This window comes from Ramlibacter sp. (assembly GCF_028291745.1).
Lineage (GTDB): Bacteria > Pseudomonadota > Gammaproteobacteria > Burkholderiales > Burkholderiaceae_C > Ramlibacter.
This window is the reverse complement of sequence record NZ_JAQGNQ010000109.1, coordinates 26,135-41,746: the sequence shown is the minus strand read 5'-3', so window position 1 is coordinate 41,746 and position 15,612 is coordinate 26,135. Positions and strand designations below refer to the sequence as shown.

15 protein-coding genes are annotated in these 15,612 nt (G+C 67.8%); all 15 read left to right on the top strand.

The window, feature by feature from the left end; translation table 11 throughout:
* The first annotated feature begins 160 nt into the window (after positions 1-160).
* A complete protein-coding gene (locus JWP60_RS20270) occupies positions 161-751 on the top strand; it encodes a hypothetical protein (RefSeq protein ID WP_299795370.1) in 591 nt (196 codons plus the stop codon).
* Positions 748-2,310, top strand: a complete 1,563-nt coding sequence (gene ubiB, locus JWP60_RS20265; RefSeq protein ID WP_299795369.1) for a ubiquinone biosynthesis regulatory protein kinase UbiB — start codon at positions 748-750, stop codon at positions 2,308-2,310. Before JWP60_RS20270 ends, ubiB begins: the two co-directional genes overlap by 4 nt.
* 56 nt (positions 2,311-2,366) lie before the next feature.
* Positions 2,367-3,839, top strand: a complete 1,473-nt coding sequence (locus JWP60_RS20260; protein ID WP_299795368.1) for a sodium:solute symporter family protein — start codon at positions 2,367-2,369, stop codon at positions 3,837-3,839.
* A gap of 315 nt (positions 3,840-4,154) precedes the next feature.
* A complete protein-coding gene (locus tag JWP60_RS20255; protein WP_299795366.1) occupies positions 4,155-4,538 on the top strand; it encodes an FmdB family zinc ribbon protein in 384 nt (127 codons plus the stop codon).
* Positions 4,539-4,545: 7 nt separating this feature from the next.
* Positions 4,546-5,160 carry a DUF502 domain-containing protein gene (locus JWP60_RS20250; protein WP_299795364.1) on the top strand — a complete coding sequence of 205 codons (615 nt, stop codon included), beginning with the start codon at positions 4,546-4,548 and terminating at the stop codon, positions 5,158-5,160.
* A 37-nt stretch (positions 5,161-5,197) separates the two neighbouring features.
* The gene (aspS, locus tag JWP60_RS20245; RefSeq protein ID WP_299795362.1) at positions 5,198-6,985 is read left to right on the top strand and encodes an aspartate--tRNA ligase; all 1,788 of its coding nucleotides are present in this window, start codon (positions 5,198-5,200) and stop codon (positions 6,983-6,985) included.
* 103 nt (positions 6,986-7,088) lie between these two features.
* Positions 7,089-7,538, top strand: a complete 450-nt coding sequence (gene nudB, locus JWP60_RS20240) for a dihydroneopterin triphosphate diphosphatase (RefSeq protein ID WP_299795360.1) — start codon at positions 7,089-7,091, stop codon at positions 7,536-7,538.
* Complete coding sequence (locus JWP60_RS20235) at positions 7,535-8,263, top strand: endonuclease/exonuclease/phosphatase family protein (protein WP_299795358.1); 729 nt, start codon at positions 7,535-7,537, stop codon at positions 8,261-8,263. The genes nudB and JWP60_RS20235 overlap by 4 nt, the downstream gene beginning before the upstream one ends.
* Positions 8,264-8,271: 8 nt before the next feature.
* Positions 8,272-9,486: a cardiolipin synthase ClsB gene (clsB, locus tag JWP60_RS20230; RefSeq protein WP_299795356.1), complete on the top strand. Its 1,215-nt coding sequence runs from the start codon at positions 8,272-8,274 to the stop codon at positions 9,484-9,486.
* Positions 9,483-10,505: a ligase-associated DNA damage response exonuclease gene (locus tag JWP60_RS20225; protein WP_299795353.1), complete on the top strand. Its 1,023-nt coding sequence runs from the start codon at positions 9,483-9,485 to the stop codon at positions 10,503-10,505. Before clsB ends, JWP60_RS20225 begins: the two co-directional genes overlap by 4 nt.
* A 133-nt stretch (positions 10,506-10,638) precedes the next feature.
* Positions 10,639-12,363, top strand: coding sequence for an ATP-dependent DNA ligase (locus JWP60_RS20220; RefSeq protein ID WP_299795351.1), 1,725 nt, complete (start codon positions 10,639-10,641; stop codon positions 12,361-12,363).
* Positions 12,364-12,407: 44 nt separating this feature from the next.
* Positions 12,408-13,133, top strand: coding sequence for a GTP cyclohydrolase I (gene folE, locus JWP60_RS20215; protein ID WP_299795349.1), 726 nt, complete (start codon positions 12,408-12,410; stop codon positions 13,131-13,133).
* Positions 13,134-13,141: 8 nt separating this feature from the next.
* Positions 13,142-13,564 carry a BLUF domain-containing protein gene (locus JWP60_RS20210; RefSeq protein WP_299795347.1) on the top strand — a complete coding sequence of 141 codons (423 nt, stop codon included), beginning with the start codon at positions 13,142-13,144 and terminating at the stop codon, positions 13,562-13,564.
* Positions 13,565-13,572: 8 nt separating this feature from the next.
* Positions 13,573-14,400, top strand: coding sequence for a DUF429 domain-containing protein (locus tag JWP60_RS20205; RefSeq protein ID WP_299795345.1), 828 nt, complete (start codon positions 13,573-13,575; stop codon positions 14,398-14,400).
* 108 nt (positions 14,401-14,508) lie between these two features.
* On the top strand, positions 14,509-15,609 hold the full coding sequence (locus JWP60_RS20200; RefSeq protein ID WP_299795343.1) for a flavodoxin family protein: 1,101 nt from the start codon (positions 14,509-14,511) through the stop codon (positions 15,607-15,609).
* The last annotated feature ends 3 nt before the right edge of the window (positions 15,610-15,612 follow it).

Genomic DNA, 15,612 nt, shown 5'->3' with positions numbered 1-15,612 from the left:
TGGATTGCGGGTCAAGCCCGCAATGACATCCAGGATGCGGGCTCAGCCCGCAATGACATCCACGATGCGGCGCAGCCGGCAATACCACGGACGGACACGGAAGGTCCGAGCGCCGCCAGTGCCGCCAGCCCCCTCCGGGCGCGCCGCATAATCGCGCATCATGTCGACGACCCCGTCCCCCGCTTCCTTTTTCGACCAGATCTTCGATCGCATCGGCGAGGCCCTGCAGCCTCCCGGCTGGATGGTGCACGAGATGCAGCACCGGCTGGTGCTGATGCTCAATCACGTCCTGCAGCAGGAGCCCGAGGCCCAGGCGCGCCTGAAGCGCCAGGCCGGTCGCCTGGTCGAGGCGCACTGGCGCAACCTGAGCGTGCGGCTGGTTGCCACCCCTGCCGGGCTGCTGGACCTGGGCCCGATCACGCAACTGCCCGACCTCACTCTCACCCTGACCGAAGAGTCGCCCTTCTCGCTGGCGCGTGCCGCCGTGCGCGGCGAGAAGCCGCCGGTGCGCATTGCCGGTGACGTGCAACTGGCCGCGGAAGTGCAGTGGCTGGTGGACCACGTGCGCTGGGACCTCGAGGAGGACCTCGCCCGCGTCTTCGGCGATGCGCCCGCGCATGCCGTCGGCTCGGTGCTGCGGCGCATGGGCGATGCCATGCGCCAGTTCGTCGCGCGCGGGCCTCTTGCGCGGGATCCCGGCGATACCCCGGCTGCCACGTCCCCCATGGGACCGGGGCAGGCAGGCGGATGACGCGCTACCTGCGCGCCGTCTTCATCCTCTGGGTGATCCTGCGCTACGGACTGGACGAGCTGGCGCTCTCCGGCTTCCGGCTGCAGGGGCTCGCCCGGATCATCTCGTTCGGCCGCCGCCGCCAGCTCGACGCCCCGCGCGGGCAGCGCCTGCGCCAAGCGCTGGAGCACCTGGGTCCGATCTTCGTCAAGTTCGGGCAGGTGCTGTCCACGCGGCGCGACCTGCTGCCGGCCGACATCGCCGACGAACTGGCGCTGCTGCAGGACCGGGTGCCGCCGTTTCCCTCCGAGGTGGCGGTGGCCACCATCGAGCGTTCCTTCCGCCGGCCGCTGGCGGCAGTGTTCGAGACCTTCGAGCGCGAGCCGGTGGCCAGCGCCTCGATCGCGCAGGTGCACTTCGCCACGGTCCGCCTGCGCAATGGCGAAGTGCGCGAGGTCGCCGTGAAGGTGCTGCGGCCCGGCGTGCTGTCCGTGATCGACAAGGACCTGGACCTGATGCGCATCCTGGCGCGCTGGGTCGAGAGCATGTCGGTGGACGCGCGCCGGCTGAAGATGCGCGAGGTGGTCGCCGAGTTCGACAAGTACCTGCACGACGAGCTGGACCTGGTGCGCGAGGCCGCCAACGCCGCGCAGCTGCGCCGCAACATGCAGGACCTGCACCTGGTGATGATCCCGGAGATGTACTGGGACTTCGTCAGCCCGGAGGTGATCGTGATGGAGCGCATGCACGGCGTGCCCATCGGCCAGGTCGAGCGGCTGGTCGAAGCCGGCGTCGACCTGCGCCAGCTGGCGCGCGACGGCGTGACGATCTTCTTCACGCAGGTGTTCCGCGACGGCTTCTTCCACGCGGACATGCACCCCGGCAACATCCAGGTGAGCATCGCGCCGGGCAGCTTCGGGCGCTACATCTCGCTCGACTTCGGCATCATCGGCACGCTCACGGAGTTTGACAAGGACTACCTGGCGCAGAACTTCACGGCCTTCTTCCGGCGCGACTACAAGCGCGTGGCCGAACTGCATATCGAGTCGGGCTGGGTGCCGCCCGGCACCCGCGTCGACGAACTCGAGGGCGCCGTGCGCACCGTGTGCGAGCCGTACTTCGACCGGCCGCTGCGCGAGATCTCGCTCGGCATGGTGCTGATGCGGCTGTTCCAGATGTCGCGCCGCTTCAACGTCGACATCCAGCCGCAACTGGTGCTGCTGCAAAAGACGCTGCTGAACATCGAGGGGCTGGGCCGCCAGCTGGATCCGGAGCTGGACCTGTGGGCCACCGCCAAGCCCTTCCTCGAGCGCTGGATGCTGGACCAGATCGGCCCGCAGAAGCTCTGGCAGGAGATCCGCGCCCAGGCGCCGCGCTACGCCAAGATCATCCCCGAGCTGCCGCACCTGATCCACCGCTACCTGCGCAAGGAGCGCGGCATCATGAAGCGCGACGCCGACGAACTGATGGCGGAACTGAAGAAGACCAACCGGCTCCTGCAGACCATCATCTACGTGGGCCTCGGATTTGCTTTCGGCCTGGCGGTGATGCAGTACGTGGTGCACATTCGGGTTTTTTAAGCTCTGCAGTCGTGCTGCATAATTCCGGCTGCCCGCCTGCCGGGTGAGGACTTGGCATGAACTACACGCTCGTCACCTTCGTCGTCCTGTACCTCGTCGGCACCCTGGGGATCGGGGTGTGGGCCGGCACCCGCATCAAGAACACTACCGACTTCGCGATCGCGGGGCGCAGCCTGCCGCTGATCATGGTGGTCACCACCACCTTCGCGACCTGGTTCGGGGCCGAGACGGTGATGGGCATTCCGGCGCGCTTCGTGCAGGGCGGCCTCAATGCGATCGTCGAGGATCCCTTCGGCGCCGGCACCTGCCTGATCCTGGTGGGCCTGTTCTTCGCTACCCGCCTGTACAAGCAGAACCTGCTGACCATCGGCGACTTCTATCGCCAGCGCTATGGGCGCGGCATCGAGATCTTCTGCTCCGCGGCGATCATCCTCAGCTACCTGGGCTGGGTGGCGGCGCAGATCACGGCGCTGGGGCTGGTGTTCTCGGTGCTCACGAACGGTGCGATGTCCGAGACCGCGGGCATGATCGTGGGCACCATGGCCGTGCTGGTCTACGTGGTGATCGGCGGCTTCCTCGCCGTTGCCTGGACGGACTTCATCCAGATGATCGTGCTGGTGGTGGGGCTGGCGATCATCGCCGTCTTCTCCGCCAGGCTGGCCGGCGGCGCCGACAAGGTGCTGGCCCTGGCGACGTCCAAGGACCTGTGGCACTTCCTGCCGGCGCCCAGCTTCACCGAGATGGCCTTCTTCATCGGCGCGGGGCTGACGATGATGCTGGGGAGCATCCCGCAGCAGGACGTCTTTCAGCGCGTGATGTCGGCGCGCAATGCCGAGACGGCGCGCAACGGCGCGGTGATCGGCGGCGTCTCGTACATCTTCTTCGCCTTCGTGCCCATGTTCATCGTCGCCAGTGCCGTCGTCGTGATGGGCAACAGCGCGGTGGAACTGGCCAAGAACGACTACCAGCGCCTGTTGCCCACCTTCGTGCTCACGAAGATGCCCCTGGTGATGCAGATCCTCTTCTTCGGCGCGCTGCTCTCGGCAATCAAGAGCACGTCGTCGGCGACGCTGCTGGCGCCTTCGACCAGCTTCGTCGAGAACATCCTGAAGAACGTGCGCCCGCGCATGACCGACAAGCAGCAGCTGTTCGCGATGCGCGCGACGATCGTCACGTTTACCGGGCTGGTGCTGGCCTATGCCATCGCGATGAAGGGCACCTCGATCTATGACCTCGTCTCCGCCGCGTATCAGGTGACCCTGGTGGGCGCCTTCGTGCCGCTGGTGATGGGCCTGTACTGGAAGCGGTCCACCACGCAGGGCGCGATCTGCTCGGTGGCGGCGGGCATCGCCGTGTGGCTGCTGTTCTTCCCGCAGGTGGGCGGCGAGGTCCTGGGCAAGCAGTTCCCCGGCCAGCTCGCCGGCCTGATCGCCGCCTTCATCGGCCAGATCGTGGGTTCGCTCGTCCCGCAGCGCCTGCGCAACCGGCATGAGCATACGCATCACGTGGCGAGCGTGGCGGCGCAGTAGGGGCTGGATGTCCTGAATCTCCTGGTGTCTTGGATGTCTTGGATGTCCTAGGATGTCATTGCGGGCTTGACCCGCAATCCACGACTGCGCCGGATCAGGGCATGGATCCCGGGTCAAGCCCGGGATGACATCCTCCAGGGATGACACCCTTCAGGGATTTGCACCCTTCAGGCATGACATCCTTCGGGCATGACATCCCTCACATTGCGCTGACATCCGTCTGCCCCGGAATGGCATCCTCGCGGCCCCGGGATTGAATTTCCCCCGGGTCCCTATAATTGAAGGCTTTGCATTTCACGACCTCCTGACACTGCCATGCCCATCTACGCCTACAAGTGCGGCTCCTGTGGCCATGCCAAGGATGTCCTGCAGAAACTGTCCGATCCCGCCCTCACGACCTGCCCGTCGTGCGGCGCCGACAGCTTTACCAAACAGATCACTGCCGCCGGCTTCCAGCTGAAGGGTTCCGGCTGGTACGCCACGGACTTCCGCGGCGGCAACAGCGGCGCGCCGGCCACTCCGGACAGCACGGACAAGCCGCCCGCCGAGAGCAAGCCCGGCGAGAGCAAGCCCGCCGAAACCAAGCCGGCGGAAAGCAAGCCGGCCGAGAGCAAGAGCGACAGCACTCCCGCTGCCGGCAAGACCGATGCGCCCAGCGCCTCGGCCGGCGGCTGCGGCGCGTCCTGCGCCTGCCACTGAGTACTGAATGTCTGCCCTGCGCAAATGGCTCTTGGCGGGGCTGCTCGTCATCGTGCCGGCGGTGGTCACGCTCAGCGTGCTGCGCTGGATCATCGACACGCTCGACCAGACCCTGCTGATCCTGCCTTCAGCCTGGCAGCCCGACCGCCTGATCGGCGTGCACATCCCCGGCTTCGGCGTGTTGCTCACGCTGGCCATCCTGCTGATCGTCGGCGCGACGGCCAGCAATTTCATCGGCCGCAAGCTGGTGCGCCTGGGTGACGCTGTCGTCACCCGCATCCCGGTGGTCCGGTCGATCTATTCCAGCGTCAAGCAGGTCTCCGACACGCTGTTCTCCGAAAGCGGCAATGCGTTCCGCACGGCGGTGCTGGTGCAGTGGCCGCGGGCGGACGTGTGGACCATCGCCTTCGTCACGGGCACGCCCGGCGGCGACGTCACCACCTACCTGCGCGGCGAGGAATACCTCAGCGTCTACGTCCCCACCACCCCGAACCCCACGGGTGGCTATTTCGTGATGCTGCGCAAGAGCGACTGCATCGAACTCAAGATGAGCGTCGACGACGCTCTGAAATACGTCGTCTCGATGGGCGTCGTGTCGCCCCAGAAGACGATCACGCGCTGAGCTGCGCGTTCTCCCGAGGTTCCCCATGTCCCAACAAATGCGTACGACCTACTGTGGTCTCGTGACCGAAGCCCTGATGGGCCAGACCGTGAGCCTGTGCGGCTGGGTCAATCGCCGGCGCGACCACGGCGGCGTGATCTTCGTCGACCTGCGTGACCGCGAAGGCTATGTACAGGTGGTGTGCGACCCCGACCGGCCGGAGATGTTCAAGACCGCCGAAAGCCTGCGCAACGAGTTCTGCGTGCAGGTCAAGGGCCTGGTGCGCGCGCGTCCCGAGGGCACGATCAACGACAACCTCAAGAGCGGCAAGATCGAGGTGCTGTGCCAGGAGCTGACGGTGCTCAATCCGTCCGTCACGCCCCCGTTCCAGCTCGATGACGAGAACCTCTCGGAAACCACGCGCCTGATGCACCGCGTGCTGGACCTGCGCCGCCCGTACATGCAGAACAACCTGAGGTTGCGCTACCGCGTGACGATGGAAGTGCGCAAGTTCATGGATGCCAACGGCTTCATCGACATCGAGACGCCGATGCTCACGAAGTCCACGCCGGAGGGCGCGCGCGACTACCTCGTGCCCTCGCGCGTGCACGACGGCATGTTCTTCGCGCTGCCGCAGTCGCCCCAGCTGTTCAAGCAGCTGCTGATGGTCTCCGGCTTCGACCGCTACTACCAGATCACCAAGTGCTTCCGCGACGAGGACCTGCGCGCGGACCGGCAGCCGGAATTCACGCAGATCGACGTCGAAACCTCCTTCATGACGGAGGAGGAGATCCGCACGATGTTCGAGGGCATGATCCGCAGCACCTTCCAGAACGCCATCGGCACCGAGCTGCCGCCGTTCCCGGTGATGAAGCATGCCGACGCGATGCGCCTGTACGGCTCCGACAAGCCGGACCTGCGCGTGCAGCTGGAGTTCACCGAGCTGACCGACGTGATGAAGGACGTCGACTTCAAGGTGTTCTCCGCACCCGCCAATGCCGAAGACGGCCGCGTGGTCGGCCTGCGCGTGCCGGCCGGCGCCGCGATGAGCCGCGGCGAGATCGACGGCTACACCGAGTTCGTGAAGATCTACGGCGCCAAGGGCCTGGCGTGGGTCAAGGTCAACGACGTCACGGCCGGCCGTGAAGGCCTGCAGTCGCCGATCGTGAAGAACCTGCATGACCGCGCGATCGCCGAGATCGTCAAGCGCACCGGCGCGCAGAACGGCGACCTGATCTTCTTCGGCGCCGACCGGGCGAAGGTGGTGAATGACTCGATCGGCGCGCTGCGCGTGAAGGTGGGCCACAGCGAGTTCGGCAAGTCGCACGGGCTGATCGAGGGCCAGTGGAAGCCGCTGTGGGTGGTGGACTTCCCCATGTTCGAGTTCGACGAGGACGCGCAGCGCTGGAACGCGGTGCACCATCCCTTCACCTCGCCCAAGGACGGCCACGAGGACTGGCTCGAGACCGACCCCGGCCGCTGCCTGGCCAAGGCCTACGACGCGGTGCTCAATGGCATCGAGCTCGGAGGCGGCTCGGTGCGGATCCACCGCGAGGAGGTGCAGAGCAAGGTGTTCCGCGCCCTGAAGATCGGCGAGGAAGAGGCCAAGGCGAAGTTCGGCTTCCTGCTGGACGCGCTGCAATACGGCGCGCCCCCGCACGGCGGCATCGCCATCGGCCTGGACCGCTTCGTGATGCTGATGACGGGCGCCGAGTCCCTGCGCGACGTGATCGCCTTCCCGAAGACGCAACGCGCGCAAGACCTGCTGACGCAGGCGCCGGGGCCGGTGGACGAGAAGCAGCTGCGCGAGTTGCATATCCGCTTGCGGACTTCGCAGGGCACCTGAGAGCCGCCTGAACAACCAACATCCGGACGCAGAAGGCGGCGTCCGGTTGTTGGGTTTGGAAGCGTCCCCGCCCGCCACCGGGAACATGCAGAATGGCCGCTGCATGTCCCGCCCCTTCAAGATCCCGCAATCCGTCCTGGTCGTGATCCACACGCCGGCGCTCGAGGTGCTGCTGATCAACCGGGCCGATGCGACTGAGTTCTGGCAGTCGGTCACCGGCGCCAAGGACCGCGAGGACGAGACTTTCGCGCAGACCGCGCGCCGCGAAGTCATGGAAGAGACCGGCATCGATGTCGCCACGGGCAAGCTCACCGACTGGAACCTCGAGAACGTCTACGACATCTACCCGCGCTGGCTGCACCGTTATGGCCCGGGTGTGACGCGCAACACGGAGCACGTGTTCGGCCTGTGCGTGCCGGCGCAGACGCCGGTCACGCTCAATCCGCGCGAGCACACCGCGTGGCAGTGGCTGCCCTGGCGCCAGGCGGCCGACCGCTGCTTTTCGCCGTCCAACGCCGAAGCGATCCTGATGCTGCCAGAATTCATTTCATGACCGTTCTGCGGATCGCCACCTACAACATCCACAAGGGCGTGCAGGGCCTGGGCCCGGCGCGACGGCTCGAGATCCACAACATCGGCCATGCCGTCGAACAGCTCGATGCCGACCTCGTCTGCCTGCAGGAGGTGCGCAAGCTGCATCGCCGCGAGGAACGCTTCTTCACCCGCTGGCCCGAGCTGCCGCAGGCCGAGTTCCTCTGCCCCGAAGGCTACGTGCCGGTCTACCAGACCAATGCGAAGACCCGGCACGGCGAGCACGGCAACGCGCTGCTTTCGCGCTGGCCGGTGGTGGGCCAGGGCCACGAGGACATGTCGGACCACCGCTTCGAACAGCGCGGCCTGCTGCACGTGCAGGTGGAGGTGAACCGGCGGCAGCTGCACGTGATCGTGCTGCACCTGGGGCTGATCGCTTCCAGCCGCGCGCGGCAGATCGAGCAGCTCGGTCGCTACGTCGAGCGCGAGATTCCGCGCAAGGCGCCGGTGATCGTCGCCGGCGACTTCAACGACTGGGGCGCGAAGCTGCGGCCGGCCATGAAGAAGCTGGGCTTCGACGACCACGTTGGCGAACGCGTGCTCACCTATCCCTCGCGGCTGCCGCTGGCGCAGCTGGACTTCGTCTACGCGCGCGGCATCAAGCCCACCGGCATCTCCATTCCGCGCGGGCGCATCTGGTGGCGCATGTCCGACCACCTGCCGCTGATCGCGGAATTCAAGCTCTAGGCGGTCCAGTGCCGCATGCGCTTCCGCCCCTGCGCGCCGGCCACGACCTGCAACTGCTCGAAGGCAGCCGGGCCTTCTTTCCGGCGCTGGTGGCGGCCATCGACGGCGCCCGCAGCGAGGTGCTGCTGGAGACCTACATCTTCGACTTCACCGGCACCGGCGCCGACGTGGCGTATGCGCTGGAGCGCGCCGGCCGCCGCGGCATCGCGGTGCGGGTGGTGATGGATGGCTTCGGCACGCCGGAGCTGCCGCCCTTCTGGCAGATGCGCTTCGACGAGGCGCGCGTGCACTGGGCGCTCTATTCGCGCACCGGCGCCTTCGGGCTGCTGTGGCCGGGGCAGTGGCGGCGGCTGCATCGCAAGCTGTGCGTGATCGATGGCGCCATCGGCTTTTGCGGCGGCATCAACATCCTCGACGATTTCCACGATCCGAACCACGGCACCCTGGCATCGCCGCGACTCGATTTCTCGCTGCGCGTCGAGGGCCCGCTGGTGAACGAGATGCGCCGCACCATGGTGCGGCAGTGGTCGCGCATCGAGGCCGTCGACCAGTTGCGCCGGGCGCGCCTGGCCAGTGCCTATGACCTCTGGCGCGCCGGCCGCCTGCAGCCCGCGCGCAGCGTGGCGCCGCGGCAGACCGACGTGAACGTGCGCGCGGCGCTGCTGCTGCGCGACAACCTGCGCAATCGCGCGGTGATCGAGCGTGCGTACCTGCGGGCGATCGGCCGCGCGCGCGAGGAGATCATCATCGCCAACGCCTACTTCGTGCCGGGTGGCCGCATGCGCCGCGCGCTGGCGAACGCGGCGCGGCGCGGCGTGCGCGTGAGCCTGCTGCTGCAGGGACGCTACGAATACTTCATGCAGTACTACGCCGCGCGGCCGGTGTTCAGCGCGCTGCTGCGCGCCGGCGTGACCATCCACGAGTACGCACCCAGCTTCCTGCACGCCAAGGTCGCGGTGATCGACGGCCGCTGGGCCACGGTGGGCTCGTCCAACCTCGATCCCTTGAGCCTGCTGCTGGCGCGCGAGGCCAACGTGGTGGTCGACGATCCCGGCTTCGCGCGCCGCCTGCGCGAGCGGCTGCTGCATGCCATGCTGCAGGAGGGCCGGCCCATGGACCCGGCCGCCTTCGAGAAGCGGCCGCCGCTGCAGCGCGCCAAGGAGCGGCTGGCGTTGATCCTGATGCGCATCCTGCTGGTGATCCAGGGGAAGAAGTACCTGTGAGCGCGGACGACCTGATCGTGCAGCGCCCGGAGGGCCTGTACTGCCCGCCCGGCGATTTCTACATCGACCCGTGGCGGCCCGTGCCACGCGCCGTGATCACGCATGCCCACTCGGACCACGCGCGCTACGGCAACGGCCACTACCTGGCGGCAGCGCCGGGCGAGGGCGTGCTGCGCGCGCGCCTGGGCGACATCCACCTCGACACCCTGACTTATGGCGAGCGCATCACGCACCACGGCGTGACGCTCTCGCTGCATCCGGCGGGCCACGTGCTCGGCTCGGCCCAGGTGCGGCTGGAACATGGCGGCCAGGTGTGGGTGGCCAGCGGCGACTACAAGGTGGCGCCCGATCGCACGTGCGCCGCCTTCGAGCCGGTGCGCTGCGACGTCTTCATCACCGAGTCGACCTTCGGCCTGCCGATCTACCGCTGGTGCCCCGACGAGGAGATCTTCGCGGACGTCAACGCCTGGTGGACGCGCAATGCGAGCCATGCGCGCGCCAGCGTCCTTTGCTGCTACAGCTTCGGCAAGGCGCAGCGCGTGCTCGCTGGGGTCGATCCGTCGATCGGGCCGATCATCGTGCATGGCGCCGTGAGGCCGCTGAACGAAGCGTACCGCGCGGCCGGCGTGGCGCTGCCGGAGACGCACATGGTGACCGAGGTCACCGACAAGGCGGACCTGCGCCGCTGCCTGGTGGTCTGCCCGCCCGGCGCCGCGGCCAGTCCGTGGCTGCGGCGCTTCGGCGATGCGCAGACCGCGTTTGCCAGCGGCTGGATGCAGGTGCGCGGCAACCGCCGCCGCGGCGGCTACGACCGCGGCTTCGTGCTGTCCGATCACGCGGACTGGCCGGGCCTGCTGGAGGCGATCGCGGCCACCCAGGCGCAACGCGTGATCGTGACGCATGGCAGCGCGCCGGTGCTGGTGCGCTACCTCGGCGAGCGCGGCCTGCAGGCGGAGTCGTTCGCCACGGAATACGGTGACGATGTGGTGGAGGCGGACCTGAAGGAGGAGGGCGGGTGATCGACCGCATTCTTGAACGCAGAAGTCGCAGAAGAAACGCAGAACACGCAGAAGGACTTCCTTCCAAGGATTTCTTCTGCGATTTCTGCGTCACTTCTGGGACTTCTGCGTTGAAATTTCCAAACAGATCGCGATGAAGAGATTTGCGCGCCTGTTCAGCGAACTCGATGCGACCACCTCCACCAACGAGAAGGTCGAGGCGCTCACGCGCTATTTCGACGAGGCGCCCGCGCGCGATGTCGCCTGGGCCGTCTACTTCCTTGCCGGCGGCAAGCCGCGGCAGGTGGTCAAGACTGGCTCGCTCGTGGGCCTGGCCTGCCACATGGCGCAGATCGACTATTGGCTGTTCGACGAGTGCTACCAGTCGGTCGGCGACCTCGCGGAGACGATCGCGCTGGTGCTGCCGCGCGGCGACGAGCCCTCGGACGTCGGCCTGGCCGAATGGCTGGAGCAGCGCCTGCTGCCCCTGCGCGGCCTGCCCGACGAGGAAGTCGCGCAGCGGGTCGCCCGCTACTGGTGGGAGCTCGATACGCTGGGCCGCTTCCTCCTCACCAAGCTGGTCGGCGGCGGCTTTCGCGTCGGCGTGAGCAAGCTGCTGGTGCAGCGCGCGCTCGCCGCCCATGCCGGCATCGACGCCAAGCGGGTCGCCCAACGGATGATGGGTTACACCGACGGCAAGGTGCTGCCTTCGCCCGAGCGCTACGAGGCCTTGATCGCGGCCGCGCAAGAGGGCGTGCCGGAGCAGCGCGACGAGGGCCAGCCCTATCCCTTCTTCCTGGCGCACCAGCTCGATCTGCCGCCGGAGTTGTTCTCGGCGCGGCTCGGGCCGGTGACCGACTGGATGGTGGAATGGAAGTACGACGGCATCCGCGGCCAGGTGATCCGCCGCGGCGGCCGCGTGTGGATCTGGTCGCGCGGCGAGGAACTGGTGACCGAGCGCTTTCCCGAGATCGAGGCGCTGGCGCAGCAGCTCCCCGACGGCACGGTGCTCGATGGCGAGATCCTGGTGTGGAAGGACTTGCCCGATCCGGAGACCGGTGAGATGGCGGGCCGGCCCGCGCCCTTCGCGCTGCTGCAGCAACGCATAGGCCGCAAGAACCTCACGAAGAAGATCCTGGCCGATGCGCCGGTGAGCTTCATGGCCTATGACCTGCTGGAGCAGGAGGGCGCCGACCTGCGCGGCCTGCCGCAACGCGAGCGCCGCGCGCGCCTGGAGGCGCTGCTTGCCGGCACCGGTTTTCATCTCTCGCCGGTGGAGACCGCGCAGGCCTGGCAGGACTTCGCTCGCAAGCGCCAGCAGTCCCGCGAACGCGGCGTCGAGGGTTTCATGCTCAAGCGCCTCGATGCCGCCTACGGCACCGGCCGCACCAAGGCCGAGGGCCTGTGGTGGAAGTGGAAGATCGATCCCATGACGGTCGACTGCGTGCTGGTGTACGCGCAGCCCGGGCACGGCCGGCGCTCCTCGGTCTACACCGACTACACCTTCGCGGTGTGGAACCGCGCGCCCACCGGCAAGGAAGAGGCCGACGCGGTGCTGGAGGCGATCGCGCGCAAGGAGCCGCCCGCCGCCGATGCCTTGCAGCTGGTGCCCTTCGCCAAGGCCTATTCGGGCCTGACCGACGAGGAATTCCGGCAGGTCGATGCCGTGATCCGCCGCAACACCATCGAGAAGTTCGGGCCGGTGCGCAGCGTCAAGCCCAGCCTGGTCTTCGAGCTCGGTTTCGAGGGCATCAACCGCAGCGGCCGGCACAAGAGCGGCATCGCCGTGCGCTTTCCCCGCATGCTGCGCATCCGCCACGACAAGCCGCTGCACGAGGCCGACACCCTGCAATCCCTGGAACGTCTGCTCGCCTTGTAGCGTCCATGCCGTGTCTCCACCCGGTGGTAAAGTCCAACATGCTGATGAAAGCCGAACCCTCCAGCCAGCTGAGCCCCGCCGCCCTCGATGAGGGCGTGCCGATGTCGGTGCGCATCCGCGAACGCCTGGTCGCGGCGCGCAAGCGCTTCCACTCCAACGACAACATCGCCGACTTCATCGAGCCGGGCGAGCTGGAAGGGCTGCTCGACGAAGTCGAGGAGAAGATGCAGACGGTGCTGGACAGCATGGTGATCGACACCACCCACGACCACAACACCAACGACACGGCGCGGCGGGTCGCCAAGATGTACCTGAACGAGGTGTTCCGCGGCCGCTACGTCAAGGCGCCGCCGATCACCGAATTCCCGAATGCGGAGCACCTCAACGAGCTGATGATCGTCGGCCCGATCACCGTGCGCTCCGCCTGCAGCCACCACCTCTGCCCCGTGGTGGGCAAGCTGTGGATCGGCGTGATGCCCAACGAGAGCACCAACGTCATCGGCCTGTCCAAGTACGCGCGCCTGGCCGAATGGATCATGGGCCGGCCGCAGATCCAGGAAGAGGCCGTGGTGCAACTGGCCGACCTGATCATGGAGAAGACCCAGCCCGACGGCCTGGCCATCGTGATGGAGGCGCGCCACTACTGCATGGCCTGGCGCGGCGTGAAGGATCTCGACAGCAAGATGATCAACTCCGTGATGCGCGGCGCCTTCCTCAAGAACTCCGACCTGCGGCGCGAATTCCTGGCGCTGATCCCGCGCAAGGACTGAGAGTCAGCATGCTGGTCCGCCTCCTCTATTGCAGCCGCGCCGTCGACACCAGCCCCCAGGCGGTCGAGTCCATCCTGCAGCAATCGCGGCAGCACAACCCCCCCCTGGGCATCACGGGCATCCTGTGCTACGGCGACGGCGTGTTCCTGCAATGCATCGAGGGCGGGCGCCTGCAGGTCAGCGAGCTGTTCGGCGCGATCCGGAACGATGCCCGCCACAAGGAGGTCGCCCTGCTGCACTTCGAGGAAATCTCCGAGCGCCGCTTCGGCGGCTGGAGCATGGGGCAGGTCAACGTCTCGAAGCTCAATAGCGCGCTGCTGCTGAAGTACTCGGAAAAGCCCGAGCTCGATCCCTATGCGGTCTCGGGCAAGGTGTCGCTCTCGCTGCTGGAGGATCTGGCGGCCACCGCCGCCATCTGCGGCCGCGGCTGACCGCGCGCATGACGGCCGCGGCGCTGGCGATGCTGGTCGGCTGCGATTTCTCCAGCGCGCCCACGCGGCGCAAACCGATCGTGCTGGCCATCGGCAACGCTGCCGGTGGCCGGGTGCAGCTCACGCGCCTGGAGAAGGTGGATTCGCTGTCCGCCTTCGCCGAATGGCTGCGCCTGCCGCAGGCCTGGATCGCCGGCTTCGACTTCCCTTTCGGACTGCCGCGCGAACTGGTGGAGCACCTGGGCTGGCCGACCGATTGGCGCGACTGCATGCGGCACTACGCCGGCCTCACGCGACCGCAGATCCGCGAGACCTTCGCTGCGTACTGCGACGCGCGGCCGGTCGGCGCGAAGTTCGCGCACCGGCGCTTCGACAAGCTGGCGGGCTCGAGTCCCTCGATGAAATGGGTGAACCCGCCGGTGGCCTACATGCTGCACGCGGCCATCCCGCTGCTGCTGCAGGCGGGCGTGGACATCCCGGGCCTGCACCCGGGCGACCCGCAGCGGATCGCGCTGGAGGCCTACCCCGGCCTGCTGGCGCGGGAGCTGATCGCGCGCCGCAGCTACAAGAGCGACGAGCGCGCCAGGCAGACCCCCGAGCGCCTGATCGCGCGCAAGGACCTCGTCACGGCGCTGGAGCAGGGACGCACGCGGCTGGGCCTGCGCCTGAAGCTCACCCACGCACAGCACGACGCCTTGATCGAGGACGCCAGCGGCGACAGCCTGGACGCGGTGCTGTGCCTGATGCAGGCCGCCTGGGCCGCGCAAAAGGGCGCGCCGCGGTATGGCTTGCCGGAGCATCTCGATCCGCTGGAGGGGTGGATCGTCAGCGCGTGATTGCCGACCGTGGCAGCGGAATACGGACATCGTTCGATGTCCGGCTGTTCGCCGGCCCTGGAACCCCCGCACTCGGCTACGCTGGGAACCCTGCCCGAGGAGCCCGCCATGTCGACGCCGCAGCCGCCCGATCCCTCCGAACCTGAAGTCCGCAAGGGCCAGTGGCAGGGCCTGCAAGCGCGCGAGGTGTTTCGCGAGCGCTTTCGCGCGCGCTTCTTCGATCCGGCGTTCCGCGCGGAAGATGAAGCCATTGCCCGCATGGAGGAGATCGCCTGGCACGCGTACAGCGAGGGCCGCAAGGCGCCGATCACCCGCAAGGCCGGCCCCGAATTCCAGGACCCGGACTACGACCTCTCGGTGGAGTGGTACGAGCAGCGCAACAAGGTGCGCGCGGCGCAGGCGCGCCAGGCCGACCCGGCCAGTCCCTCGCGCGTGCTGGTGATCAACTGCTCGCCGCGCAACGACGGCACCTGCCCGGGCGAGATGTCCAAGAGCTGGCGCCTTGCGCAAGCCGCGTGCGACTCGCTGCGCGCCGAAGCCATCGAGGCTGACCTGCTCGATCTCAGTCGGCTGACCTCCGACTACGACTTGCACATCCACCCCTGCAAGGCGTGCGTCTCGACGGCCATGCCCCTGTGCCACTGGCCGTGCAGCTGCTATCCGAATCACTCCACCAACCAGGTGAACGACTGGATGGCGGAGATCTACGAGCGCTGGTCCGCCGCGCACGGCGTCATCATCGTGACGCCCACGCACTGGTACCAGGTGGCCAGCCCGCTCAAGCTGATGATGGACCGGCTGGTCTGCGCCGATGGCGGCAATCCCGACCCCAGCAGCACGTCCGGCAAGGACGCGGCCAAGGCGAAGAAGGTGGAGCTTGCCGGCTGGCCGTATCCGAAGCACCTGGCCGGGCGCACCTACGGCGTGGTGGTGCACGGCGACGTGGCCGGCATCGAGGGCTCGCGCCGCGCGCTGTGCGACTGGCTGGACTGGATGGGCCTGATCGACGCCGGCACGCAGGCGCGGCTGGATCGCTACATCGGCTATTACGAACCCTACGCGACCAGCCACCAGGCGCTGGACCGCGACCGCGCCGTGCAGGAGGAAGTGCGCAACGTGGCGCGCGCGGTGGTGAATGCGGTCGGCCAATTGCGGGCAGGGCGCCTGAGCGCGCCGGACCGCGAGCTGCCGCGGCCGCGTGTCAAATGAGCA

Coding starts and splice junctions, on each gene's coding strand:
- JWP60_RS20270 (WP_299795370.1), top strand. CDS start 161: ATGTCGACGACCCCGTCCCCCGCTTCCTTTTTCGACCAGATCTTCGAT.
- JWP60_RS20200 (WP_299795343.1), top strand. CDS start 14,509: ATGTCGACGCCGCAGCCGCCCGATCCCTCCGAACCTGAAGTCCGCAAG.
- JWP60_RS20250 (WP_299795364.1), top strand. CDS start 4,546: ATGTCTGCCCTGCGCAAATGGCTCTTGGCGGGGCTGCTCGTCATCGTG.
- JWP60_RS20205 (WP_299795345.1), top strand. CDS start 13,573: ATGACGGCCGCGGCGCTGGCGATGCTGGTCGGCTGCGATTTCTCCAGC.
- JWP60_RS20220 (WP_299795351.1), top strand. CDS start 10,639: ATGAAGAGATTTGCGCGCCTGTTCAGCGAACTCGATGCGACCACCTCC.
- JWP60_RS20255 (WP_299795366.1), top strand. CDS start 4,155: ATGCCCATCTACGCCTACAAGTGCGGCTCCTGTGGCCATGCCAAGGAT.
- nudB (WP_299795360.1), top strand. CDS start 7,089: ATGTCCCGCCCCTTCAAGATCCCGCAATCCGTCCTGGTCGTGATCCAC.
- JWP60_RS20210 (WP_299795347.1), top strand. CDS start 13,142: ATGCTGGTCCGCCTCCTCTATTGCAGCCGCGCCGTCGACACCAGCCCC.
- ubiB (WP_299795369.1), top strand. CDS start 748: ATGACGCGCTACCTGCGCGCCGTCTTCATCCTCTGGGTGATCCTGCGC.
- aspS (WP_299795362.1), top strand. CDS start 5,198: ATGCGTACGACCTACTGTGGTCTCGTGACCGAAGCCCTGATGGGCCAG.
- JWP60_RS20260 (WP_299795368.1), top strand. CDS start 2,367: ATGAACTACACGCTCGTCACCTTCGTCGTCCTGTACCTCGTCGGCACC.
- JWP60_RS20235 (WP_299795358.1), top strand. CDS start 7,535: ATGACCGTTCTGCGGATCGCCACCTACAACATCCACAAGGGCGTGCAG.
- folE (WP_299795349.1), top strand. CDS start 12,408: ATGAAAGCCGAACCCTCCAGCCAGCTGAGCCCCGCCGCCCTCGATGAG.